This window comes from Planktothrix rubescens CCAP 1459/22 (assembly GCA_904830895.1).
Taxonomy (GTDB): domain Bacteria; phylum Cyanobacteriota; class Cyanobacteriia; order Cyanobacteriales; family Microcoleaceae; genus Planktothrix; species Planktothrix agardhii.
Map to the genome: position 1 here is coordinate 2,803,558 of LR882958.1, position 25,173 is coordinate 2,828,730.

At 43.3% G+C, this 25,173-nt stretch carries 16 protein-coding genes; 8 read left to right on the forward strand and 8 right to left on the reverse strand.

Features of this window, described 5'->3' with window-relative positions; translation table 11 throughout:
- Window positions 1-117 precede the first annotated feature (117 nt).
- The 3 genes from NMG86_RS13170 to NMG86_RS13180 all read right to left on the reverse strand — a co-directional run bounded on the left by NMG86_RS13170 (window position 118) and on the right by NMG86_RS13180 (window position 2,444).
- Window positions 118-888 carry an exosortase-dependent surface protein XDP2 gene (locus NMG86_RS13170; protein ID WP_026797820.1) on the reverse strand — a complete coding sequence of 257 codons (771 nt, stop codon included), beginning with the start codon at window positions 886-888 and terminating at the stop codon, window positions 118-120.
- Between the two features lie 314 nt (window positions 889-1,202).
- A complete protein-coding gene (locus NMG86_RS13175) occupies window positions 1,203-1,973 on the reverse strand; it encodes an exosortase-dependent surface protein XDP2 (RefSeq protein WP_026798656.1) in 771 nt (256 codons plus the stop codon).
- Between the two features lie 261 nt (window positions 1,974-2,234).
- A complete protein-coding gene (locus tag NMG86_RS13180; protein WP_026794080.1) occupies window positions 2,235-2,444 on the reverse strand; it encodes an Hfq-related RNA-binding protein in 210 nt (69 codons plus the stop codon).
- A 119-nt stretch (window positions 2,445-2,563) separates the two neighbouring features.
- On the opposite strand from NMG86_RS13180, the gene dapF reads away from it, so the two are divergent.
- Window positions 2,564-3,409: a diaminopimelate epimerase gene (gene dapF / locus NMG86_RS13185; protein ID WP_026797821.1), complete on the forward strand. Its 846-nt coding sequence runs from the start codon at window positions 2,564-2,566 to the stop codon at window positions 3,407-3,409.
- A gap of 39 nt (window positions 3,410-3,448) precedes the next feature.
- Window positions 3,449-4,615 (forward strand): hypothetical protein, encoded by a 1,167-nt coding sequence (locus tag NMG86_RS13190; protein WP_026797822.1) that lies wholly within the window; start codon window positions 3,449-3,451, stop codon window positions 4,613-4,615.
- Between the two features lie 76 nt (window positions 4,616-4,691).
- Here NMG86_RS13190 and NMG86_RS13195 read toward each other — a convergent pair whose 3' ends face one another.
- Window positions 4,692-7,325, reverse strand: a complete 2,634-nt coding sequence (locus NMG86_RS13195; RefSeq protein WP_499103709.1) for a calcium-binding protein — start codon at window positions 7,323-7,325, stop codon at window positions 4,692-4,694.
- Between the two features lie 16 nt (window positions 7,326-7,341).
- Here NMG86_RS13195 and NMG86_RS13200 point away from each other — a divergent pair, with 16 nt between their 5' ends.
- The gene (locus NMG86_RS13200; protein WP_499103710.1) at window positions 7,342-7,563 is read left to right on the forward strand and encodes a hypothetical protein; all 222 of its coding nucleotides are present in this window, start codon (window positions 7,342-7,344) and stop codon (window positions 7,561-7,563) included.
- A gap of 1,225 nt (window positions 7,564-8,788) precedes the next feature.
- Here NMG86_RS13200 and NMG86_RS13205 read toward each other — a convergent pair.
- Window positions 8,789-14,089, reverse strand: coding sequence for a DUF4347 domain-containing protein (locus tag NMG86_RS13205; protein ID WP_499103711.1), 5,301 nt, complete (start codon window positions 14,087-14,089; stop codon window positions 8,789-8,791).
- Window positions 14,090-14,403: 314 nt separating this feature from the next.
- Between NMG86_RS13205 and NMG86_RS13210 the strand changes: the two genes are divergently transcribed.
- The 4 genes from NMG86_RS13210 to groL all read left to right on the forward strand — a co-directional run bounded on the left by NMG86_RS13210 (window position 14,404) and on the right by groL (window position 18,910).
- On the forward strand, window positions 14,404-15,393 hold the full coding sequence (locus NMG86_RS13210; protein WP_026798654.1) for an Rpn family recombination-promoting nuclease/putative transposase: 990 nt from the start codon (window positions 14,404-14,406) through the stop codon (window positions 15,391-15,393).
- Between the two features lie 53 nt (window positions 15,394-15,446).
- The gene (locus tag NMG86_RS13215; RefSeq protein ID WP_026798653.1) at window positions 15,447-16,418 is read left to right on the forward strand and encodes an Rpn family recombination-promoting nuclease/putative transposase; all 972 of its coding nucleotides are present in this window, start codon (window positions 15,447-15,449) and stop codon (window positions 16,416-16,418) included.
- Window positions 16,419-16,844: 426 nt separating this feature from the next.
- Window positions 16,845-17,156 (forward strand): co-chaperone GroES, encoded by a 312-nt coding sequence (gene groES, locus NMG86_RS13220; protein ID WP_026794087.1) that lies wholly within the window; start codon window positions 16,845-16,847, stop codon window positions 17,154-17,156.
- Between the two features lie 116 nt (window positions 17,157-17,272).
- The gene (gene groL / locus NMG86_RS13225) at window positions 17,273-18,910 is read left to right on the forward strand and encodes a chaperonin GroEL (RefSeq protein ID WP_026797824.1); all 1,638 of its coding nucleotides are present in this window, start codon (window positions 17,273-17,275) and stop codon (window positions 18,908-18,910) included.
- 171 nt (window positions 18,911-19,081) lie between these two features.
- Here the strand turns inward: groL and pgsA are convergent, their stop codons facing one another.
- The 3 genes from pgsA to NMG86_RS13240 form a co-directional block, all read right to left on the reverse strand.
- On the reverse strand, window positions 19,082-19,618 hold the full coding sequence (gene pgsA / locus NMG86_RS13230) for a CDP-diacylglycerol--glycerol-3-phosphate 3-phosphatidyltransferase (protein ID WP_026797825.1): 537 nt from the start codon (window positions 19,616-19,618) through the stop codon (window positions 19,082-19,084).
- A 320-nt stretch (window positions 19,619-19,938) separates the two neighbouring features.
- Window positions 19,939-21,705, reverse strand: a complete 1,767-nt coding sequence (locus NMG86_RS13235; protein WP_042152197.1) for an acetate and sugar kinases/Hsc70/actin family protein — start codon at window positions 21,703-21,705, stop codon at window positions 19,939-19,941.
- Between the two features lie 30 nt (window positions 21,706-21,735).
- Window positions 21,736-24,156: a hypothetical protein gene (locus NMG86_RS13240; RefSeq protein ID WP_026797826.1), complete on the reverse strand. Its 2,421-nt coding sequence runs from the start codon at window positions 24,154-24,156 to the stop codon at window positions 21,736-21,738.
- Between the two features lie 266 nt (window positions 24,157-24,422).
- On the opposite strand from NMG86_RS13240, the gene NMG86_RS13245 reads away from it, so the two are divergent.
- Window positions 24,423-25,133 (forward strand): Crp/Fnr family transcriptional regulator, encoded by a 711-nt coding sequence (locus NMG86_RS13245; protein ID WP_026786569.1) that lies wholly within the window; start codon window positions 24,423-24,425, stop codon window positions 25,131-25,133.
- Window positions 25,134-25,173 lie beyond the last annotated feature (40 nt).

Genomic DNA, 25,173 nt, shown 5'->3' on the forward strand with positions numbered 1-25,173 from the left:
GTTCCGGTGTTCCCTGATATCCCTATAAAATCAAATTGCCACCCCATCATGTTTTCACTTCATGGGGCGGCGGTTAATTCAGGGATATCTAATATTAACTAATTCAACAGATATGCTTTATTGAGCTTTTTTGCGACGAGACATTGCTAAAGCAGCACCGACTAAACCTAATCCTAAAACAGTCGCAGGTTCAGGAACAGCCTTATTTAGACCCACCACTTTAAAATCAGGGCCACCATAATTAGATTCGCTGATTAACCGTAGACCACCAAAAGACTTGGAATCGGTCAGTCCTAAATCTAACAAACTGACTCCTAAAGACCCTACTGTTTGAGCACTACCGATTTCTGTGGTATCAAGTCTATAACCCGCGTCCTTCCATCCCGATGAATCTAGTAGAATTGAGTTTCCAGTCAATTCACCTTTTTTATTCAAAGCTTGAACTTGGAGTTTACTGTTTTTGCCCCGTTCAAAGAACAGGAAATTATCAACAGGTTTACCAAAGAACAAGTCTAGGGTAAATTTGCCACCGTCTTCGCTATCAATAATATTGCTGAGATTTAAATTTCCTAGAGAGGCTGCTAAATTACTTCCCGTTGGATTTTCTACCTGAACTCCAGAAGCATTATCCCCTCTGTCGCTACTGGCTGCGCCTGTATTATCACCTGTCCAGAGATCGTTTTGGATGATATTAACATCTTTGACCAGGGAGAAATTGCTGTAGGTCTTACTGCCAATTTCAACCGAACTCAAAGAGATGTCGCTTTTCCACTCACTTGTATCTGATGTGGTGTAGTTGGTTTTGAAGGTAAACGCTTGGGCTGAGGTCGCGCAAATACCGGTTAAAGCTAGGGTTGAGATTAAGGTTGTAAAAAATGTATTTTTCATGGGGACTCCTGTGTGTGAATATCCTACTGGTTACTTTGACCCTGAACTCGTAGCTCTGTTTCCCTGCTTGTCTCCTTAGAGTGGGACATCTCAGCAACCAGAGTGATTACATACAAGCTGTTAATAACTACAATAACAAACTTTATTGGTTTGTCACCCCTGTTTATCAAAAATTCTGGAAGTTTTACAGAACTTTTACAAAGATTAGCTTTTATGTAAAGAATTGATGAAATTCCAATAAAACTGTTGTCTTGTGTCCTGGGGCGGTGGTCAATTTAAAGATGTCTAATGTTGGTTTCTTCAACAGATATGCTTTATTGAGCTTTTTTGCGACGAGACATTGCTAAAGCAGCACCGACTAAACCTAATCCTAAAACAGTCGCAGGTTCAGGAACAGCCTTATTTAGACCCACCACTTTAAAATCAGGGCCCACATAATTAGATTTGCTGATTAACCGTAGACCACCAAAAGATTTGGCATCGGTCAGTCCTAAATCAAACAAACTGACTCCTAAAGACCCTACTGTTTGAGCGCCACTGATTTCTTTGGTATCAAGTCTATAACCCGCGTTCTGCCATTTTGATGAATCTAGTAGAATTGAGTTTCCAGTCAATTCACCTTTTTTATTCAAAGCTTGAACTTGGAGTTTACTGTTTTTGCCCCGTTCAAAGAACAGGAAATTATCAACAGGTTTACCAAAGAACAAGTCTAGGGTAAATTTACCACGGTCTTCGGTATCAATAATATTGCTGAGGTTTAAATTACCCAGGGAAGCTGCTAAATTACTTCCCGTCGGATTTTCTGCCTTAACTCCTGAAGCATTATCCCCTCTATCGCTACTGGCTGCGCCTGTATTACCGCCTGTCCAGAGATCGTTTTGGATAATATTAACATCTTTGACCAGGGAGAAATTGCTGTAGGTCTTACTACCAATTTCAACCGAACTCAAAGATATGTCGCTTTTCCACTGACTTTTATCTGTTGTGGTGTAGTTGGTTTTGAAGGTAAACGCTTGGGCTGAGGTCGCGCAAATACCGGTTAAAGCTAGGGTTGAGATTAAGGTTGTAAAAAATGTATTTTTCATGGGGACTCCTGTGTGTGAATATCCTACTGGTTACTTTGACCCTGAACTCGTAGCTCTGTTTCCCTGCTTGTCTCCTTAGAGTGGGACATTTCAGCAACCAGAGTGATTACATACAAGCTGTTAATAACTACAATAGCAAACTTTATTGGTTTGTCACCCCTGTTTATCAAAAATTCTGGAAGTTTTACAGAAACTTTATAAAGATCGGTCTTTATTTAAAGCATCGACCCAATTCCCTATAAAGAGCGGGGTAAACTTCTATTATTTCGGACGAATAAAAGCAATCGAATGTCGCCAAATCAAGATTTGTAGGTTGTTTGGGTCTTGTAAACAAATACAGTTGGGATCTTGCCAGATAATCGTTCCCAGAAGAAGATCATTCGTTAGCAGTTTAATTTCTACTGAGTTTTTATCCTTGGTATACCCTTGAACTTTGCGAATACTGGGTAAATCGGTATTAAATTCAGACATAAGTAGTTGTTTTTATCAACATTAAAACAATAATATATAAGGTGTAAGGGATTTTGAACTTTTTGATTCACTTTCGCCCAAACGCCTAAATCACACTAACGATAAAAGTGGAGGAATTCATGACCATTACATTTACGAAATATCACGGTTTAGGGAATGATTTCATCCTGATTGATAATCGTCATCAGTCGGAACCCCTAATCACCCCAGAAAAAGCCATAGAAATGTGCGATCGCAATTTTGGTATTGGTGCTGATGGCGTGATATTCGCCCTCGGTGGAACCTCCAACACTGACTATACCATGCGAATTTTCAACTCCGATGGTTCGGAACCTCAGATGTGTGGAAACGGAATTCGCTGTTTAGCTAAATTTATCGCTGAACTGGAAAACCGCGATCCGAGCACCTTCCCCGTAAGCTACAAAATCCATACCCTAGCGGGTGTGATTACCCCGGTATTACAAGCCAATGGCCAAGTTAAAGTAGATATGGGAGTTCCGCGACTTTTAGCCCAGGAAATTCCTACCACCCTCGTCGCCGCCGATGAGAAAATAGTCGATGTTCCCTTGTTAGTAGCTGGACATTCTTGGAATGTTACCTGTGTGAGCATGGGAAACCCCCATTGTATTACCTTTGTGGAGGATGTTGAGGAAATTAAACTCGCAGAAATCGGGCCCTTATTTGAACATCATGCCGTTTTCCCCGAACGCACCAATACCGAATTTATTCAAGTGATTAACCGCAATTATCTCAAAATGCGGGTATGGGAACGGGGGGCTGGAGCAACTCTCGCCTGTGGAACTGGAGCCTGTGCTTCTGTAGTTGCCGGAATTTTAACAGGAAATTGCGATTTTGTTGTTACAGTGGAATTACCCGGAGGTTGTCTTGAAATTGAGTGGTCAAATCAAGATCAACATTTGTATATGACCGGGCCAGCACAACGAGTGTTTACCGGAAATTATTAAGAGAAATCACCTAATTTAAGAGTTAAAAAGGTAAATAATATGGGCGGAGGGATTTATCTGATTCAGGATGATGATCGGCTCGTTGAAATGATGGAACAGCCCTACGATTCTGAAGATCAAATACAGGAATTATTAGAAACTTATCCCAATCTTTTAGCGGGGGATGAAATTGATCGGGTACAGACGCGCCATGGTAAATCTTTACGACGATGGTTATTAATCTCCCGGGACGTAACCCTTCCGGCTGAGGAAGATAATGGGAGTCGTTGGTCAATGGATCATTTATTTCTGGATCAAGATTCTATTCCTACGCTGGTTACAGTTAAACGCAGTCGCAATGTGGAAACTCGACAAAAAATGATTGGTCAAATGTTAGATAATGCGGCAAATTTAGGATTATATTGGCCGATAGAATCTATCATTTCTCAATTTGAAGCTAACTGTCGAGATCAAGGTCGAGATCCTGAACAAGTGTTTGAAGATTTTTTGGGTTCAGATCTAAATGAAGATGGATTTTGGCAAAAAGTTAAAACCAATCTGCAAGCGGGAAAACTGCGTTTAGTCTTTGTGGCGGATGAAATTACCAGTCCATTAAGAAGGGTAGTTGAATTTCTGAATAAACAAACGGATTTAGTCGAGGTTTTGGCTTTAGAAATTAAACAATATGTCAGTCAGGATGGTTTGAAAACCCTTGTTCCGCGATTAATTGGTCAAACCGCCGAAGCCCAACAAAAAAAATCTAGCGCCACGGGAGAACGTCGTCGCTGGGATGAGGTTTCGTTTTTTGAAGAACTCCACTTGCGTCGGGGAGAGGATGAAACACAAATAGCCCAGGAAATTCATAATTGGGCAAAAATTCAGGAACCGGAAGTTATTATACAATGGGGGACAGGAGATGTTTATGGTGGATTTACGGCTTTATTAAACCAAAAAGAAAAAGGTCGAAAACAGTTAAAGTTATTTACCGTTGATATTTCTGGACGTTTAGAAATTTCTTCTAATAAATATGGTTCTCAACCACCTTTTGATCGACAGGAAAAATGGTTAGAACTCAGAAATAAATTGAGTGCGATCGGTTTATCTCTCCCTTTAGAACCTACGGAATATAGAGAGCCAACATTACAGTTATCCAACTTAGAAGATAAAACCGTATTACAACAAGTCCTAAAAACATTTGATTGGGTTATTTCTATAATTAAAGCATGAAGTAGTAAACCCACACCCGGGTAAAAAATGATCAGTATTAGAGACGCGCCGTGGCACGTCTCTACAATAATGACTGTTATCCTAGAACAAAATTACTTTTACCTATCAAGCTGCTATCGACCCCAAACAGTTCAGCCAACTGTTGTTGACTACTGGCTATTTTAATTAGGGTGGAGCCGTTAAAAGAGGTAATTTGTAACTGTTCAAAAGTTAAACCTCCGGTTAAAGCGATAATATCCTCTCCGTTAGTAAAGTCGGTAATTAGGTTATTTCCAAAACTACTAGCCAGATAGAAGCGGTCATTGCCCGCACCACCAGTTAGGGTGTCATCGCCCCCGGCTCCCACTAACCAGTCATTACCCTGACCTCCAGTGAGAATATCGTTGCCTTCTCCGCCATCGAGGGTATCATCACCTTCATCACCCGAGAGCAAATCATTGCCTTCGCTGCCGTCGAGAAGTTCATTGCCCTGACCGCCATAAATCATGTCGTCTCCTGAATTACCCGAAATGATGTCATTGGCTTCGTTACCAAAGAGGAGATCATCACCTTCGTTTCCTTCTATTATGTCTTCTCCTTGGTTTCCAAAGATAATATCATCTCCGTTGTCACCTTTAATTGAGTCATTGTCTTGGCCTCCAAAGATAATATCCTCTCCATCACCTCCATCAATCAGGTCTTCTCCTAGGTTGCCGTTAATCCAATCATTCCCGCCATTACCCGTAATGATGTCGTTACCCAAGTTCCCGTAGAGTTCATCTGCTCCATCATTTCCGATGATTTGGTCGTTATCTTTGCCACCGAGGACGGTATCGTTACCATTGCCCGCATTAATGAAGTCATTCCCTTCATTTCCGTTGATGTAGTCGTTCCCCTCTCCGGTTTCGATGTTGTCGTTAGCTTCTAAGGCAAAGATGACATCGGCTTCTGCTGTATCTGATATGGGTTTATTGTCGGTAACCTTGACTTCTAGGGTAGGAAATTCGATGGTTGTTATAAAATTGGTGGAGTCATAGATATCCACACTGCCATTGAATACCGGAGTTTCGAGAATTCGTTCCGGTGTGGGACTCGGTATTGGTTCCGGTGTTGGAGTTACGGTTGGAACTGGTGTCGGTGCAACTGTTGGAACTGGGGTAGGTGCAACTGTTGGAACTGGGGTAGGTGCAACTGTTGGAACTGGGGTAGGTGCAACTGTTGGAACTGGGGTAGGTGCAACTGTTGGAACTGGGGTAGGTGCAACTGTTGGAACTGGTGTCGGTGCAACTGTTGGAATTGGGGTTGGAGTTACCGTTGGAACTGGGGTCGGTGCAACTGTTGGTTCCGGGGTCGGAGTTACCGTTGGTTCCGGTGTCGGTGCAACTGTTGGAACTGGGGTCGGAGTTACCGTTGGTTCCGGTGTCGGAGTTACCGTTGGAACTGGTGTTGGAGTTACCGTTGGAATTGGGGTTGGAGTTACCGTTGGAACTGGGGTAGGTGCAACTGTTGGAACTGGTGTCGGAGTTACGGTTGGAACTGGTGTCGGAGTTACGGTTGGAATTGGTGTCGGTGCTACGGTTGGAACTGGTGTCGGTGCTACGGTTGGAACTGGTGTCGGTGCTACGGTTGGAATTGGGGTCGGTGCTACGGTTGGAATTGGGGTCGGAGTTACGGTTGGAACTGGTGTCGGAGTTACGGTTGGAACTGGGGTAGGTGCAACTGTTGGAACTGGGGTAGGTGCAACTGTTGGAACTGGGGTAGGTGCAACTGTTGGAACTGGTGTCGGAGTTACGGTTGGAATTGGGGTCGGAGTTACAGTTGGAATTGGGGTCGGAGTTACGGTTGGAACTGGTGTCGGTGCTACGGTTGGAATTGGGGTCGGAGTTACCGTTGGAACTGGTGTGGAAGCTACATTAGTAACTGCGACATCCGTAGCATCAACACCACTGTAATTGGTATCGGTACTGGTAGCCGCCGCAGTAACAATATTGTAGGCAATATTCCCATCATCTACTAAATCATCTACTCCGGTAATGGTGACGGTTTGGGGAGTATTCCAGTTAGCAGTGGTGAAGGTTAAACTGGATTTATCTATCGTACCTTCGGCGGTGTTACTGCTAGTTAATGGGATGGTGACATCGGCTGTGGGTTGACTATTTAGAACTACTGTAAATGTAGCAGTTCCCCCGGCTTCGGTGGTGGTTAAACCTGTGGTGGGTGTAACTGTAATGCCTTTGGTATCGTTATCGGTATTAGTAACTGCAACATCGGTAGCATCAACACCACTGTAATTGGTATCGGTACTGGTAGCTGCCGCAGTAACAATATTGTAGGCAATATCTCCATCAACAACTAAATCATCTACTCCGGTAACGGTGACTGTTTGTGCCACATTCCAGTTAGCTGCTGTGAAGGTTAAACTGGATTTATCTATCGTACCTTCGGCGGTGTTACTGCTAGTTAATGGGATGGTGACATCGGCTGTGGGTTGACTATTTAGAACTACTGTAAAATTAGCCGTACCTCCCGCTTCTGTGGTGGTTAAACCTGTGGTGGGTGTAACTGTAATGCCTTTGGTATCGTTATCAGTATTACTAACTGCAACATCGGTAGCATCAACACCACTATAATTAGTATCGGTACTGGTAGCTGCCGCAGTAACAATATTGTAGGCAATATTCCCATCAACAACTAAATCATCTACTCCGGTAACGGTGACTGTTTGTGCCACATTCCAGTTAGCTGCTGTGAAGGTTAAACTGGATTTATCTATCGTACCTTCGGCGGTATTGCTGCTAGTTAATGGGATGGTGACATTGGCTGTTGGTTGGCTATTTAGAACTACTGTAAAATTAGCCGTACCTCCCGCTTCTGTGGTGGTTAAACCTGTGGTTGGTGTAACTGTAATGCCTTTGGTATCGTTATCAGTATTACTAACTGCAACATCGGTAGCATCAACACCACTATAATTAGTATCGGTACTGGTAGCTGCCGCAGTAACAATATTGTAGGCAATATTCCCATCAACAACTAAATCATCTACTCCGGTAATGGTGACGGTTTGGGGAGTATTCCAGTTAGCAGTGGTGAAGGTTAAACTGGATTTATCTATCGTACCTTCGGCGGTGTTACTGCTAGTTAATGGGATGGTGACATCGGCTGTGGGTTGACTATTTAGAACTACTGTAAATGTAGCAGTTCTCCCGCTTCTGTGGTGGTTAAACCTGTGGTGGGTGTAACTGTAATGCCTTTGGTATCGTTATCAGTATTACTAACTGCAACATCGGTAGCATCAACACCACTATAATTAGTATCGGTACTGGTAGCTGCCGCAGTAACAATATTGTAGGCAATATTCCCATCAACAACTAAATCATCTACTCCGGTAATGGTGACGGTTTGGGGAGTATTCCAGTTAGCAGTGGTGAAGGTTAAACTGGATTTATCTATCGTACCTTCGGCGGTGTTACTGCTAGTTAATGGGATGGTGACATCGGCTGTGGGTTGACTATTTAGAACTACTGTAAATGTAGCAGTTCTCCCGCTTCTGTGGTGGTTAAACCTGTGGTGGGTGTAACTGTAATGCCTTTGGTATCGTTATCAGTATTACTAACTGCAACATCGGTAGCATCAACACCACTATAATTAGTATCGGTACTGGTAGCTGCCGCAGTAACAATATTGTAGGCAATATTCCCATCAACAACTAAATCATCTACTCCGGTAATGGTGACGGTTTGGGGAGTATTCCAGTTAGCAGTGGTGAAGGTTAAACTGGATTTATCTATCGTACCTTCGGCGGTGTTACTGCTAGTTAATGGGATGGTGACATCGGCTGTGGGTTGACTATTTAGAACTACTGTAAATGTAGCAGTTCTCCCGCTTCTGTGGTGGTTAAACCTGTGGTGGGTGTAACTGTAATGCCTTTGGTATCGTTATCAGTATTACTAACTGCAACATCGGTAGCATCAACACCACTATAATTAGTATCGGTACTGGTAGCTGCCGCAGTAACAATATTGTAGGCAATATTCCCATCAACAACTAAATCATCTACTCCGGTAATGGTGACGGTTTGGGGAGTATTCCAGTTAGCAGTGGTGAAGGTTAAACTGGATTTATCTATCGTACCTTCGGCGGTGTTACTGCTAGTTAATGGGATGGTGACATCGGCTGTGGGTTGACTATTTAGAACTACTGTAAATGTAGCAGTTCTCCCGCTTCTGTGGTGGTTAAACCTGTGGTGGGTGTAACTGTAATGCCTTTGGTATCGTTATCAGTATTACTAACTGCAACATCGGTAGCATCAACACCACTATAATTAGTATCGGTACTGGTAGCTGCCGCAGTAACAATATTGTAGGCAATATTCCCATCAACAACTAAATCATCTACTCCGGTAATGGTGACGGTTTGGGGAGTATTCCAGTTAGCTGCTGTGAAGGTTAAACTGGATTTATCTATCGTACCTTCGGCGGTGTTACTGCTAGTTAATGGGATGGTGACATCGGCTGTTGGTTGGCTATTTAGAACTACTGTAAAATTAGCCGTACCTCCCGCTTCTGTTGTGGTTAAACCTGTGGTGGGTGTAACTGTAATGCCTTTCGTATCATTATCAGTATTAGTAACTGCCACATCTGAAGCATCAAAACCACTATAATTAGCATCGGTACTGGTAGCTGCCGCCGTAACAATATTGTAGGCAATATCTCCATCATCTACTAAATCCTCTACTCCGGTAACTGTGACTGTTTGTGCCACATTCCAGTTAGCAGTGGTGAAGGTTAAACTGGATTTATCTATCGTACCTTCGGCGGTGTTACTGCTAGTTAATGGAATGGTGACATTGGCTGTTGGTTGGCTATTTAGAACTACTGTAAATGTGGCATTTCCCCCGGCTTCGGTGGTGGTTAAACCTGTGGTGGGTGTAACTGTAATGCCTTTGGTATCGTTATCAGTATTACTAACTGCAACATCGGTAGCATCAACACCACTATAATTAGTATCGGTACTGGTAGCCGCCGCAGTAACAATATTGTAGGCAATATTCCCATCAACAACTAAATCATCTACTCCGGTAACTGTGACGGTTTGGGGAGTATTCCAGTTAGCAGTGGTGAAGGTTAAACTGGTTTTGTCTATTGTACCTTCGGCGATGTTACTGCTAGTTAATGGGATGGTGACATCGGCTGTGGGTTGGCTATTTAAAACTACTGTAAATGTGGCATTTCCCCCGGCTTCGGTGGTGGTTAAACCTGTGGTGGGTGTAACTGTAATGCCTTTCGTATCATTATCAGTATTAGTAACTGCCACATCTGAAGCATCAAAACCACTATAATTAGCATCGGTACTGGTAGCTGCCGCCGTAACAATATTGTAGGCAATATCTCCATCATCTACTAAATCCTCTACTCCGGTAACTGTGACTGTTTGTGCCACATTCCAGTTAGCAGTGGTGAAGGTTAAACTGGATTTATCTATCGTACCTTCGGCGGTGTTACTGCTAGTTAATGGAATGGTGACATTGGCTGTTGGTTGGCTATTTAGAACTACTGTAAATGTGGCATTTCCCCCGGCTTCGGTGGTGGTTAAACCTGTGGTGGGTGTAACTGTAATGCCTTTGGTATCGTTATCAGTATTACTAACTGCAACATCGGTAGCATCAACACCACTATAATTAGTATCGGTACTGGTAGCCGCCGCAGTAACAATATTGTAGGCAATATTCCCATCAACAACTAAATCATCTACTCCGGTAACTGTGACGGTTTGGGGAGTATTCCAGTTAGCAGTGGTGAAGGTTAAACTGGTTTTGTCTATTGTACCTTCGGCGATGTTACTGCTAGTTAATGGGATGGTGACATCGGCTGTGGGTTGGCTATTTAAAACTACTGTAAATGTGGCATTTCCCCCGGCTTCGGTGGTGGTTAAACCTGTGGTTGGTGTAACTGTAATGCCTTTGGTATCGTTATCAGTATTACTAACTGCGACATCGGTAGCATTAACACCACTATAATTAGTATCGGTACTGGTAGCCGCCGCAGTAACAATATTGTAGGCAATATTCCCATCAACAACTAAATCATCTACTCCGGTAACTGTGACGGTTTGGGGAGTATTCCAGTTAGCTGCTGTGAAGGTTAAACTGGATTTATCTACCGTACCTTCAGCACTGTTACTGCTAGTTAATGGGATGGTGACATCGGCGGTTGGTTGACTATTTAAAACTACTGTAAATGTGGCATTTCCCCCGGCTTCGGTGGTAGTTAAAACTGTGGTGGGAGTGACAGTGATGCCTTTCGTATCATTATCAGTAATCGTCACACTTTGGTTAGTAGTTCCTAATGCTATTCCTGTTGACGGGTTGCTAATTGTTAAGATACCTGTTTCATCACCTTCAGCAATCAAATCATCATTAACTGTGATGGTTACTTGTCCCGTACTATTGCCATCTGGGATGGTTATTTGAGTGGGAATAGCACCAGTAAAGTCAGCCGCACTAGCAGTACCAGTTAATGCTAAATCAATGGTTTGATTGCCGACGACATTACCTTCAGCAGTGGCGGTAAAGGTAATAGCTGTTGTCCCGGCTTCACTAGCAGTAGTTGTGCTGGCAGTAAGGTTAACTTTCGGTGCGGGAACGGTAATATTAAAAGTAGCTGCATCAGAAAGGTCAACATCACCAGTATTCGCCGTACCGCCGTCATCTTGCAGTTGCACACTCACGGTAGCAGTACCGGGTTTACCACTGGGAGTGTAGGTCAGTGTGCCATCGGTTGCTACACTTGGTTGAATGGTAAATAAGGTATTGTCGGTGTTAGTAAGGGTATAGTTGCTAACAGCTTGAGTTGATTCATTCGCGGGGCCGAAGATAACAGTATTTGCCCAGTTGCTAACAGTTTGAACTGTGTTTGTCCAAGCTGTTAGGATCTGGTTGCCAGCGTTACTAAAACTGGGTTTGTCGTTGACAGGATTAACGGTAATACTAAAGTTTTGTACTGTGGAAGTATCAACACCTGGGGTACCGCCGTTATCTTGGACTACAACATCAAAGGTAGAAGTGCCGTTGGCATCGGCGGCGGGGGTATAGGTAAGATTCCCGCTTGCGTCTATTGTTGGCACTGTAGCAAATAAGCTAGGAGTGCTGATATTACTCACAGTATAAGTGGCTGTTTGGGCGGATTCGTTGGTGGGGCCGGCGCTGAATGTTGCCCAATTTGCTACTGTTTGCGCCCCGCTATCTTCGTTAACTGCGGTTGGGTCGGTGGCGGTGAAGCTGGGAATGTCGTTAACGGGGGTAACGATGATGGCTGCGGTGTCGGTGGCGGTGCTGATACCGATTTTGATGTTGGTGTTGGCTGTGCTGCCATTGGTGCCTGCGACTTGATCCCAGGCTTGAAAGGTTATGGCGTTGGTAAGGGTGCCGAAGTAGTTGGTGTTTGGTTGGAAGTATATGCGGGTATTGGCATCTGCAGCTAGCAAGCGAGCGCTGGTACTGGATACTGCTCCTAATGGGTTCCAGGTGGTGCCGCCATCGATCGTGTAGAACCAACTGCCGTTTGTGGTGTCGGCGGCGGTGAGGGCGATGCCGGTGAGGGGTGATGTATTGGGGTCGGTGACGTTCCCGCCTAAACTGACGATTTGGGAAACCAGCGTCCCAACGGCTCCTGTGGGCGCAACCGCATCTTCTAGAACAGAAGTGAGGGTGACAGCCGTATCCGCAAGGGTGGGTGCTGTATTGAGGCTGCCGTAGATATCGTTATTATCTGTAGTAGCGCTTGCGTTCTGAGCAGCACTGTTGCCGCTGCTGCGGAGATAACCAACAACATTGACAGTGGGAAGAGCCGCTGGCATTCCCTGTGTGTTGCCTTGGGTGGTTTGTGCGGTTTGTGCGGCTGCATCCAACACGAAAATCGCACCTGCCAGGGCTTTGCCATTATTCGCTCCTGTGCCGCCTGTCGTGGTGTTGTTGGTGAAGGTTGTGTTTTGTAGCGTTAAAGAGCCTTCTCTGACAAAAATCGCGCCCCCCATTCCGGCACCGCCACCACCAGGCAGCAGAGGGGAATAGTTTGTAGTCCTGCCACCGGCGCCACCGCCAAAGCCGCCTGCGCCTGGGGTGTTAGTGTGAATACTCACGCCGCCGCCGCCGCCAAAGCCACCTCTGCCACCTGAGCCCGCCGCCGCGCCGCCGCCGCCGCCAAAGCCACCCCAACCACCACTTAAAGAGGATTGGTCGCCCGCAGAACCGCCGCCGCCGCCGAATGCACCGTTGCCTCCGTTGGTCCAGTTAAAACCGCCGCCGCCACCGCCGCCGCCAGTGCCATTACCGCCATTCGTGCGATTACCGCCAGCTCCACCGCTACCGCCGAAAGCCCCGCCAGAACCACCATTTCCACCGATGGAGGAGGCGTTAGTGTTACTGCCGCCGTTGCCGCCAAACCCGCCGCCGCCGTTGCCGCCACTAGAGCCAGCCATCCCAACTCCGCTGTTACCACCAAAACCGCCACCGCCGGCTAAGAATCTATTATTATTGGCGCTACTCCCGCCGATCGCCTGGTTACTGGTAAAAATGACATTATCAATTGTCACATCACCGTTATAGATAAATAACGCGCCACCCATACCAGCAGCGCCGCCACCGCCGCCGCTGTTAGTCCCGCTGCCATTTCCGCCTTGTGCCCTGCCTCCGGTAATGGTTAGGTTGGAGAAGCTAACAGTTCCAGACTTGATGAAGAAGGGACGAACATCACCCGCATCATTGCTACTATTGTTATTGACATCCCCGCTAACGGTAAAATTGCCACCAATAAAGGCGATATTGCTGTCAATCAGAACTTGGGGAACTGCCGTAAACCGGACATTTGTAGTAAGGGTAATAGTGTCATCCCCTGCTGCGGTATTCGCATCTAAAATGGCTTTGCTTAATGTGCCTGCTACAGTGCCAGTGCCATCATCCGTTGCCACCGAGACATCAAAGTTAGCCAGTGTATAGTCATAATCTGCCATCGCCTTCTGATTAAAGGGAACGGCGGCTTCTATATTGCCCGTTGCTATTTCTAAATCCCAGTCGCCACCCAAGGCTTGATTTCCGGTTAAGTCATTAGATGCTGCGACATCCGCCCCGGTGATTTCACTCAATTGTTTGATAAAATTCTTGCCAGTTTCTCCGGCGGCTACTTCACATCCATATAATAGGATATCGCCATTTTCTGTTAGAGCATTTCCCCACTGTTGTAGCTGAATGTTGAAATTTTCTATATCAGTCCCATTCAGTACATCAGTACCCAGTTTTAAACTGCCTTGGTTGCCGTGAGAAAGTATTTGTACAGATTCAATATCTTTTTGATTGGCTAAGGTATTGGTAATTTGTTCGATACCGCTCAAACTTTCATTGAGAATGACGATTTGAGTATCATCGGCGTTATTAATTAGGCTTTGATATAGGCTTTGATGGTCTTGTACTGAGGGGTCAACAAAAATGATTTGCTTAGTCATAGTGAATTAGCGGTTTTTTTTGTAAAGGAATTTGATTCTTAGGTATGTAGTTGCGCTGAAGCGCTCTTAAGAAGCGCCCAAGTTCAACTATGTACCTCTTGTTCAATGCGCCAACTGCGTAAGAACCCTAACCATGATATTGTAAATCTATCGAAAGGTAGATGTCAACACCTAAGTATTAGTAATTTTTCCAGGTAATCTTTAGCAAATTTGTCGTGAATAAATTGATTTTATGTGTTTGTGTTATAGTCAAAAAAAGTAAATATAAATAACCATCTGCGTTAATCTTTACTATATTATTTCCAGGTGATACTATGAAATTTATTAATCCCAAAACTGACTATGCCTTTAAAAAAATATTTGGTTCCGATCAAAGTCAAGATATTTTAATTAGTTTCCTGAATGCCATTGTCTATCAAGGTGAGACTTTCATCACTTCTTTAGAAATTATTGATCCCTACGCCCCTGGCAGAATTTCTGGTTTAAAAACTACTTATTTTGATGTCAAAGCTCAACTGAATAATGGGGAAAATGTGTTAATTGAAATGCAGGCGTTTAATGTCCCAGCTTTTGGCAAGAGGATTCTTTATAATACGGCAAAAATGTATGTTAATCAACTAAAATTAGGGGAAGTTTATCCAGAATTAAGAGCAGCAATTGGTGTAGCTGTGACGGATTTTATCATGTTTAATGAACACAATAAAGTGATTTCACAATTTACGCTCAAGGAAGATGAGTTACAAGTAAATTATCAACATAGTCCGTTAAAATTAGTATTTGTGGAGTTACCAAAATTTACTAAAACTCTGGAAGAATTGAGTAATATTACGGATAAATGGCTTTATTTTCTACGCAAAGCACCGGATTTAGAAGTCGTGCCAGAATCTATGTTAATTGTACCGGAAATTGAGAAGGCTTTTGCGATCGCCGATCGGGTAAACTTAAGTTTAGAGGAAGTAGATGATTTGGAGAAGCGGGAACAGTTTGAACGGGAAAGAATAGGTGCTATTGAGTTGGGTAAGGCTGAAGGGCGAACTGAAGGGCGAACTGAAGGGATACAAATTGGTGAACAAATTGGTGAACAAAGAGGTGAACAAAGGGGTGAACAAATTGGTGAGCAAAGGGGTAAAATAAATCTGATTAAACGCCTATTACAACGGCAATTAGGTGAACTAAATCAATCAATAGAAGATAGTTTATCACAACTAACTTCAGAGCAATTATCAGCTTTGGCTGAGGCTATTTTTGACTTTTCTAGTGTAGGTGATTTATCCAGTTGGCTGGAAACTAATTGCCCTAGTTGAACATGACTGAGGTATTACCTAAGTCCCTACCTATATTATTTTCCACTAACACTATGAAATTCATTAACCCCAAAACAGACTACGCCTTTAAAAAAATCTTTGGTTCGGATCAAAGTCAAGATATTTTAATTAGTTTTCTGAATGCTATTGTCTATCAAGGTGAGACTTTTATCACTTCTTTAGAAATTATTGATCCCTACGCACCAGGGAGAATTTCTGGTTTAAAAACTACTTATTTTGATGTTAAGGCTCAACTGAATAACGGCGAAAATGTGTTAATTGAAATGCAGGCGTTTAATGTCCCAGCTTTTGGCAAAAAGATTCTTTATAATACGGCAAAAATGTATGTTAATCAACTAAAATTAGGGGAAGTTTATCCAGAATTAAGAGCAGCAATTGGTGTAGCTGTGACGGATTTTATCATGTTTAATGAACACAATAAAGTGATTTCACAATTTACGCTCAAGGAAGATGAGTTACAAGTAAATTATCAACATAGTCCGTTAAAATTAGTATTTGTGGAGTTACCCAAATTTAATAAAACTCTGGAAGAATTAACAACTATTACGGATAAATGGCTTTATTTTTTACGCAAAGCACCGGATTTAGAAGTAGTGCCAGAATCTATGTTAATTGTACCGGAAATTGAGAAGGCTTTTGCGATCGCTGATCGGGTAAACTTAAGTTTAGAGGAAGTAGATGATTTGGAGAAGCGGGAACAGTTTGAACGGGAAAGAATAGGTGCTATTGAGTTGGGTAAGGCTGAAGGGTTGACTCAAGGGTTGACTCAAGGGTTGACTCAAGGACGGGCTGAAGGTATTGAAATTGGTGAACAAATTGGTGAACAAAGGGGTAAAATAAATCTGATTAAACGCCAATTAAAACGGCAATTAGGTGAACTAAATCAAGAGATAGAAGATAGTTTATCACAGCTATCATCAGAGCAGTTATCGGCTTTGGCTGAAGATATTTTCGACTTTTCTAGTGTAGGTGATTTATCCAGTTGGTTAGAAACTAAATCCTGACTTTGACCTTTAGCCGATAGAAATAAAACAGGAATCCATATCATAACAGTTTTTGAAGCGTACAGGTGTTAGCTGTTGATATGTTGATGAGGGGATTGAGCAAGGTTGGACTGCATCAGGAAAGATCAGTATTAGAGACGCGCCGTTGCACGTCTCTACATTAATGACTGTTATCCGAGAATAAAATTCCTCTTAACTATCAAGCTAATATCAACGCCAAACAGTTCAGCCAACTGTTGTTGACTCCCCCTACTCCCCTACTCCCCCCGCCCCCTTGTTCGGGAACCCGTACAAATTAGACTGTTGCAATGGGGAGGCTTTTTTCGGTAAATTAGCACTCAGGAGTCGAGAGTGCTAATTTGAATTCCTCAAAGGAAATCATAAAACTCTGATCACCGAATATTTACATAAAGTGGAGGCTAATAAATGGCTGCTGTATCTCTAAGCGTATCAACCGTTAAACCCCTCGGTGAGCGCGTTTTCGTTAAAGTAAGTGCGTCCGAAGAAAAAACAGCAGGTGGAATTTTTCTGCCTGATAACGCCAAAGAAAAACCCCAAGTCGGCGAAGTGGTGGCCGTTGGCCCTGGCAAACGTAATGAAGATGGTTCCCGCTCTGAATTAGAAGTCAGCATCGGTGACAAAGTTCTCTACTCCAAATACGCTGGCACTGACATCAAACTTGGTACCGAAGAATATGTTCTGTTAGCAGAAAAAGACATCTTAGCGATCGTCAACTAATCGGCGTTTTTAACCTTAGATCGTAAACCACAAATTTGTTATCTGATCTACCCGGTTAAAACCCCCTCCTTGAGAAATTCATTTCTAATTATCAACCTAAAACCTGAAGACAAAACATGGCTAAACGTATTATTTACAACGAAAATGCTCGTCGCGCCCTAGAGCGTGGTATGGATATCCTGGCGGAAGCCGTTGCCGTTACCCTTGGCCCCAAAGGTCGCAACGTCGTATTAGAAAAAAAATTCGGTGCGCCCCAAATTGTGAATGATGGCGTCACCATTGCTAAAGAAATTGAACTAGAAGATAACATCGAAAATACTGGAGTTGCCTTGATTCGTCAAGCCGCTTCCAAAACCAACGATGCTGCTGGCGACGGAACCACCACTGCAACGGTTCTAGCCCACGCCATGGTCAAAGAAGGTCTGCGGAACGTTGCTGCGGGTGCTAACCCCATTGAACTCAAACGCGGTATTGATAAAGCGACTATCTTTTTGGTAGAAAAAATCGCCGAACACGCTCGCCAAGTGGAAGATTCCAAAGCGATCGCTCAGGTCGGTTCTATCTCTGCCGGAAACGACGAAGAAGTCGGTAAAATGATTGCTTCGGCGATGGATAAAGTCGGTAAAGAAGGCGTGATTTCCTTGGAAGAAGGAAAATCCATGACCACCGAATTAGAAATTACCGAAGGGATGCGCTTTGATAAAGGCTATATTTCCCCCTACTTCGCCACCGATACCGAACGGATGGAAGCAGTTCTGGAAGAACCCTATCTGTTAATTACCGATAAAAAAATCACCTTAGTTCAGGACTTAGTGCCTGTTCTGGAGCAAGTTGCCCGTTCTGGCCGTCCTTTGGTGATTATCGCTGAAGATATTGAAAAAGAAGCCTTAGCAACCCTGGTGGTTAACCGTCTGCGCGGTGTGCTGAATGTGGCTGCGGTGAAAGCGCCTGGTTTTGGCGATCGCCGGAAAGCGATGTTAGAAGATATCGCCGTGTTAACAGGTGGCCAACTGATCACCGAAGATGCTGGTCTGAAACTGGAAAACACCAAGCTGGATATGCTGGGTAAAGCCCGTCGGATCACTCTGACCAAAGATAACACCACCATCGTTGCTGAAGGCAATGAAGCCCCCGTTAAAACTCGTTGTGAGCAAATTCGCCGTCAAATGGAAGAAACCGAATCTTCCTACGACAGGGAAAAACTCCAAGAACGCTTGGCTAAATTAGCTGGTGGTGTGGCTGTGATCAAAGTCGGTGCGGCTACCGAAACCGAAATGAAAGATCGCAAGCTGCGTCTGGAAGATGCCATCAACGCCACGAAAGCGGCCGTTGAAGAAGGTATCGTTCCTGGTGGTGGCACAACTTTAGCCCACTTAGCTCCTCAACTGGAAGAATGGGCTAATGCTAACCTGACCCATGAAGCCTTAACGGGGGCCTTAATTGTGTCCCGTGCCTTGGCTGCGCCTCTGAAACGAATTGCTGAAAACGCAGGCGTTAACGGTGCTGTGGTAGCTGAACGAGTTAAAGAAAAAGACTTTAATGTTGGTTACAACGCGGCTTCTAACGAATTTGTGGATATGTTTGAAGCGGGTATTGTTGACCCTGCCAAAGTTACCCGTTCTGCTCTGCAAAACGCGGCTTCTATTGCTGGAATGGTGTTAACAACTGAGTGTATTGTTGCTGACAAACCTGAACCTAAAGACGGCGCTCCTGCTGGTGCTGGCGCTGGTATGGGCGGCGATTTTGATTACTAATTCCTAGTTTGATATGATATGGGGTGGCTTTTGTCGCCCCATATTTATTGGGGAATAGGGATCACGGATTTAAGAGGATTTCACGGATTTCACGGATTTTAATCTGTGTTAATCTGCGTAATCCTCTGAAATCCGTGATAGGTGATGGGGAAGATTGAGATTTTGGTTGTTTTAGGTTTTGATATTTTCAAGACTTGATTTTACGGAAGGTTGAGGAATTAGATAAATTAAACCTGAAATTAGGGTTAATCCTACGGTTATCCAGAATAGGATTAAGCTGAGGGTTTGCCAAGGTTCAGGTAAAGGTGCTATTAAAAATGCGATCGCTAAAATTTGACTAACTGTTTTTAGTTTACCCCAAATATTCGCTCCAGAAATTTGAGTTTGATTGACTCTCCATCCGGCAATTGTGAGTTCCCGTGCTAGGATTAAGAATACTCCCCAAGCGGGAATTTTTCCTAACTCAATTAAGGCAAGTAAGGGCGCGAAAACTAATAATTTATCGACTAAGGGATCAAGAAATTTTCCTAAATCTGTAACTTGATTGAGTTTTCTAGCTAAATATCCATCTAACCAATCGGTGCTGGCTACTATTAAAAAAATTCCTAAACAAATCCAACGATTAGTAACAGTTGGATCATGTAAATAATAAAGTATAAATGGAACTCCGAACAAACGGGAAATCGTAATCCAATTCGGTAAGTTCATAAATCAGTTATCTGGGATCTTTGCTGGGGTCAAGACTAATTTAACCACAAAGACACAAAGAAGTTTTGCCGATATTTTCAATGTTGACTAAATAGTCAAGAGTATGCCCACACTTGGCATTACAATATTGTCGCATCAGCCGCGGGTTTTGTCAATCCCCCTCGGTACTTTTTATAGCAGGGAGCAGGGAGCAAACCCCCCGTGCACGGGGGGCTAGGGGGGAGGGAACAGGGGGAAAAGAACTTCACCGTCTAGGTTACAACATCCGTCTGGTGTCCTAACTGCCTTGGCGGTTGCTATAACTGATAACTGATAACTGTTTACTGATAACTGATTAATGGTTCTTCCCAATTTTGTAGGGAATGTAGACTTAATTGTGCTAAATATTTTCTGGTCAGGTCGGCGCGGTCTAAACTTATAAAATAATTATTATCGACATCTTGATAAAATAATGCGCCTTCGAGTAAACCTTGATAATCAGGATTTTTTTGAGATTCTAAAGTGAACCAAATCGCATCAGAAGGTGAGGGAATTAAACCAGAAGGTAATTTTCCCTTTAAAATTGCTATAATTCTATCTGAAACAGAACGGGTATTGACCCCGCGATTTTCTAAGAGTTGATGTACTTCTGATAAAGATAAAGGTTGTTCTTTGAACACTCGCAATAGTTCCGCTAAAAGAAAATAATCACTGTATTGATGTCGAGACATATCCAAGACTTGAAAATAAAGGGGTAATACGGCTAAACCCCAAGCCAAGCGACTACAATGGGAATAATTGTTGTCTCGATGATTTTGATCATGGGGACTATCTTGGGTAATCAAAGCATTTGGTAATTTTTGGCGTAACCAACGGCTAAAAGTTGGCCAGGTTCCATTTCCCCCTGTGCAAATGGCTTGACTAATTCTAATCGGAGAAATTCCCTGGGTGCTGAAAAGATGGTTGAGTTCTCGATTTAACTGTTGAATAAAGGGAATAAAAATCTTTTGTTCTAAATCTCGTTGGGAAACTTCCCAAGAATAATTATTTAATGTTAGGGTATAGCGGTGCTTCGCGTCGGTAAGGACATCGCTTTGTTGTAGTTCAAATTTTAAAGTTTCTGCAATTTCTAATAACTTTAATCCCGTAGAATCACTCTGTAAAATTTGTTGTAAACGATAACGTTTGGCTAAATCAGGATGTCCAGGTTCAGGAAATTCCACATCTGGAATATTAAATATGGGGAAGGGTGAACCCTCTGGCTGAATCAAAAGTTGAGTAATAATATCCTGATTTAAGGCATCTCCAGCATAGGCTAAATGATGACAAACCACTTGGGAAGCCATAAATTCAGTTAAATCCTGGGGGAGTTTAGCTAGGGCTATTTCGGTAGTTGTAGCACCAATATTAATAATTAAAATTGTGCTATCGGGATCGGGGGGATGGAGATAAAATTGATATAATAAAGTTGCGATCGCATCCTCAATAATAAAAATTTGTTCAGGACGTTTAATGATTCCTGCTGCTAATACAGCTTCCCTAAGATTAAAACGATAGGCTTCTGTAGAGGCCGTGGAACAGCCTAAAACCACCCCATCTAAACAATTTAATGCTTGCTGAAATTCGATCGTATCGAGTCCCACAGCACCCACAGTATAGACATTAGGTAAAGCCATGATTGGGGGAGTTTCCCGATTAGGCTGCTTTGATGGGGAAATTCTGCGACCAGACAATATTCGATGGGGATGTAAGGTAGATAATAAAGCTGTCCAGGCCTCTCGAAATCCCCCCAAGGGCAGGGACTGTTGTTCTGACCAATGAATCATGGGAAGCCCTGCTAATTCAGGAGAATTAACTGAATGATAAGGAATTCCCAGGTTTAATAAGGATTTAAACCGTTGTATTAGGCCTTGAGTGGTTTTTTCCTGTGGATCTAAATAGTAAATTGACGCCGTTAGCCGAAAGGTAAAGGGAAGATCCTCGATTCCAGAGAGTTCTGTCTGTTCCGCTTGCCAATAAATAGGATAAACTTTTTGGGTTTCGCTCTGCAATAAGGCGGCGGATATTCCCGTTGTTCCTAAGTCAATTCCTAAATACCATTGAGTCATAATCAGTTATCAGTTATCAGTGATCAGTTATCAGTTTTTAAAAAACTCCTGACTCAAGGCTTCAAGACTGAGAGAATCTTCCTCCTGTTCGGTGTCCCAATTTAAGTTTTTTTCCTCCGCCAAGTTCAAACTGTTGAAAACATCATCTAAAGTTAAATCTGATAATCCTTGAGTTGATGCAATATTTTGCTTTTCTGATGCTGGTTTATTTAAGGATTCAAGGGAAACAGAGGGAACTGATTGATCTGAATGAGGTTCCATCCCAATATCTCTAAATAAATCTTCAAAAGTAATTAGTTCTTCAGGTTGAGATACTTTTGAATTCGTTTTTGCTGATGATTTTTGGGTAGAAACTTGAGGCTGGGAATAAGTTGATTTTACGGGATTTTTCTTGGAGATTGGAATGGTTTCAGGTTGTTCTAAATTAAATAGATCTGCCTCTAAATGTTCCAAAGTATTGCGATCAATTAATAAACGAGAATCGACTTGTTCACTATCGTCTTCCAAATTTAGGGGAAGTAAATTTTCATTCGGGGACGCTTGAACATAAGCATCTTTCTCCCAACTAACTGTTGGGCTTTCCATAGGAGAGGGAGATGCCATCGGACTCGTAATTCCGGTGAGTTCTTGTTGGGTTCTTGCCGAGATCACATCAGAATTTGGGGAGGAAACCTCCTCAAAGGTGAGTTCCTCAAAAACATCACTTAAATCTGCTAAGGTTTCCTCAAAGGGATTCGGTGCAGAAGTAAAAGACAAATCCACAATTTCATCGGTTAGAGGAGACACCAATTCTGCTTCAGATCCTGGTGTAAATAAGTTCTCAGACTCTAAGAATACAGGATCGATAGCATCTGCGGTTAAGGATAAATCAGATTCTATCGGAACATTTTGATCCGGTTGACTGAATATATCTAAACTATTTAAGCTCAAGAAATCAGCCGTTTCCTCGAAGGATTCGGTGTCAATATTTTCCGATTCTATGGCTGTGATTTTCGGTGTTGACCCATCCCCAAATAAATCTTCGGTGTCTAAATGGATTTCTGATTCATTCTCGACCGTTGAAGGACTTGGAACATCGGTTTCCTCATCTAGCAATAAGGTTTCTATCTCTTCAGAAACATCATCTTCATCTAGTACCTGAATGACATCAAAATCATCCTCAAATAAATCAGTATTTTGTGTTTGAGGCACCGCAGTCACAGCCGAGGATTCTGGCTCCGTCGCCAGATTAAACAAACTTTCTAATTCTGAATCGGCATCGGGTAGGGACTGTTCTACAATTGACTCATCCCAATCGAGGGAAAGAGAGCTTTCTGGCGTTCTATCTAACCCATCTTCGATAGGGGGAGTAGGTAATCCCTCAATGGTCTCAAACGCAACCTCGAATTCATCTTCATCGGTAATTTTTAGCTGTTCTTCGTTATCCTCATCATTAGAAGTAACAGAAGGAGTCGATTGTCTAGGAACTTCTGCCCCCGCATAGGGAAAGAGTCCCTCAAAAGCGGAGGAAAAATCCTGGGGAGGAGAAACCACAGACTCAGGAGAAGGTAAATTATCCGTGTTCGAGGCGGTTTCCGATTGAGTTAATTGTAATGAAGATTGTAAATAGGAAGACGTTTCTTGACCGACCTGCTGGGCTAATTGGTTGACTAAGGTGGTAAACATGACCTCCCCCTGTTTACCCAGACTGTGCATCCTTTCTAAGCTTTGGGAAAGGGAATCAGAATAGGTTTGGAGGTTTCGTTGCAAGGCCTCAAAAATCACACTCAGACTGGAATCGAGGGTCATCAGTAAATGATCAGATTGCGCTTGTAACTGTCGCATCTGTTCCAGGCGTTGGGCTGGAGTCAGGGGGTCGAGGGCTGTTTGGGGTCTGTCCACAGCTTCAGAAACCAGGGCGGGCAGCGAGTTGGATTCAGTTAATAATACCGAATCTAAAAATCGGGTTTCAATATGGTTCAGGGTTTGGGTCACATTATGAATCAGACTGTCCTGTAATCTGGTCATGAACTCTTGCAAAAATTCACGACTGAGTTGTTGTTGATAGGGTTGAGGAGGGACTTGTCCTATAGCTTGGGCTTTTCGGGCTTCTAATTGTTGAATTTCTTGAATTAAATTGCGTTGTTCGGTACGCAAACGATCGATCTCATCCTGAAGGGGTTGAGTCAAATTACTCCGCAAATAAATCATTTCCCGTCGGATTGCCTGCCACAGAGGTTCGCGCGTTCCGGGGGATATAGAAGGTTGATGGGCTTCCAAGGTAACACCGAGAGCCTGCTCGTCTGTATGTTCCTGAAGAAAGACCAAATACCTACGGACACGCTCTAGGACTTGACGGGAGCGTGTGACAGTTTCGCCAAAAACGACCCAGGGCAAACGTAAGCTGGGCTGACTAAGAACCTCGTCAATTTCGGTGATGAGTGCTTGAATCTGACCTTTCTGAACATTCAAGGCTGAACCCCCTCAATAATCGTTATGTTAATGGCACTCTATAATTGCTTAATCTCAAGGATTTCCTTGATTAAAGCAGTTGTGATCTACATAATATGTTAGGCTTGGCACGAAGGACTCAAACGGCTGACTTTGAATTTATTGGCTAATCACCCACCGAAGGCAATAGGGTTAGAAACTAAACCATTTTAACTTTTTTATGTCCTGATAGCTCTAAAATATGAAATTGCCTAGTAATTACTAACTCATAATTTTATCACAGCCTCATGGAAGATCGGTATTTCTCCCGTGACAATCACTCTGATATTCACAAGATGATCTGCTCAACGCCTTTCTTTCAAGGCTTGCCACCGGATGCGGCGGATAAAGCAACCTCTCATATTGTGGGTCGAAACCATCCAGCCAACCAAGTGATTTTATTAGAAAATGACTGGGGAAGTTCCGTTTATTTTATTCTGGACGGTTGGGTTAAAATTCGTACCTATAATTTGGATGGTAAAGAAGTAACGCTGAATATTTTGGGTAAGGGTGAACTATTTGGAGAAATGGCAGCACTCGATGAAGTCCCCCGCTCCACCGATGTTATTACATTAGCGCCAACCTTAATTGGGAATATGCCGGCTCAGGATTTTGTGGAGTTGATTACCACCGAACCCAAGGCGGGAATGCGACTAGCTCAATTGATGGGACGGCGTTTACGCCAGGTGAATCGACGTCTGAGATTGCGCGAATCTGATAGTACATCCCGGGTTGCCGATATTCTCCTATTTCTGGCAGAGGGCCAAGGTACAACTTCAGATCAAGGCGGAACACAAATTCCTAATCTTCCCCATCGGGAGTTAAGTGGTTTGAGTGGTCTGGCTCGGGAAACCGTAACTCGGGTTCTGAGTAAGTTAGAGAAAAAAGGATTAATTCATCGGGAACGGGATATTTTGAGTATTCCCGATGTCCATGCCCTAGAACGGATATTAGTCTGAATGGTACTATTGCCCATTGCCCATTGCCCATTCCCTATTA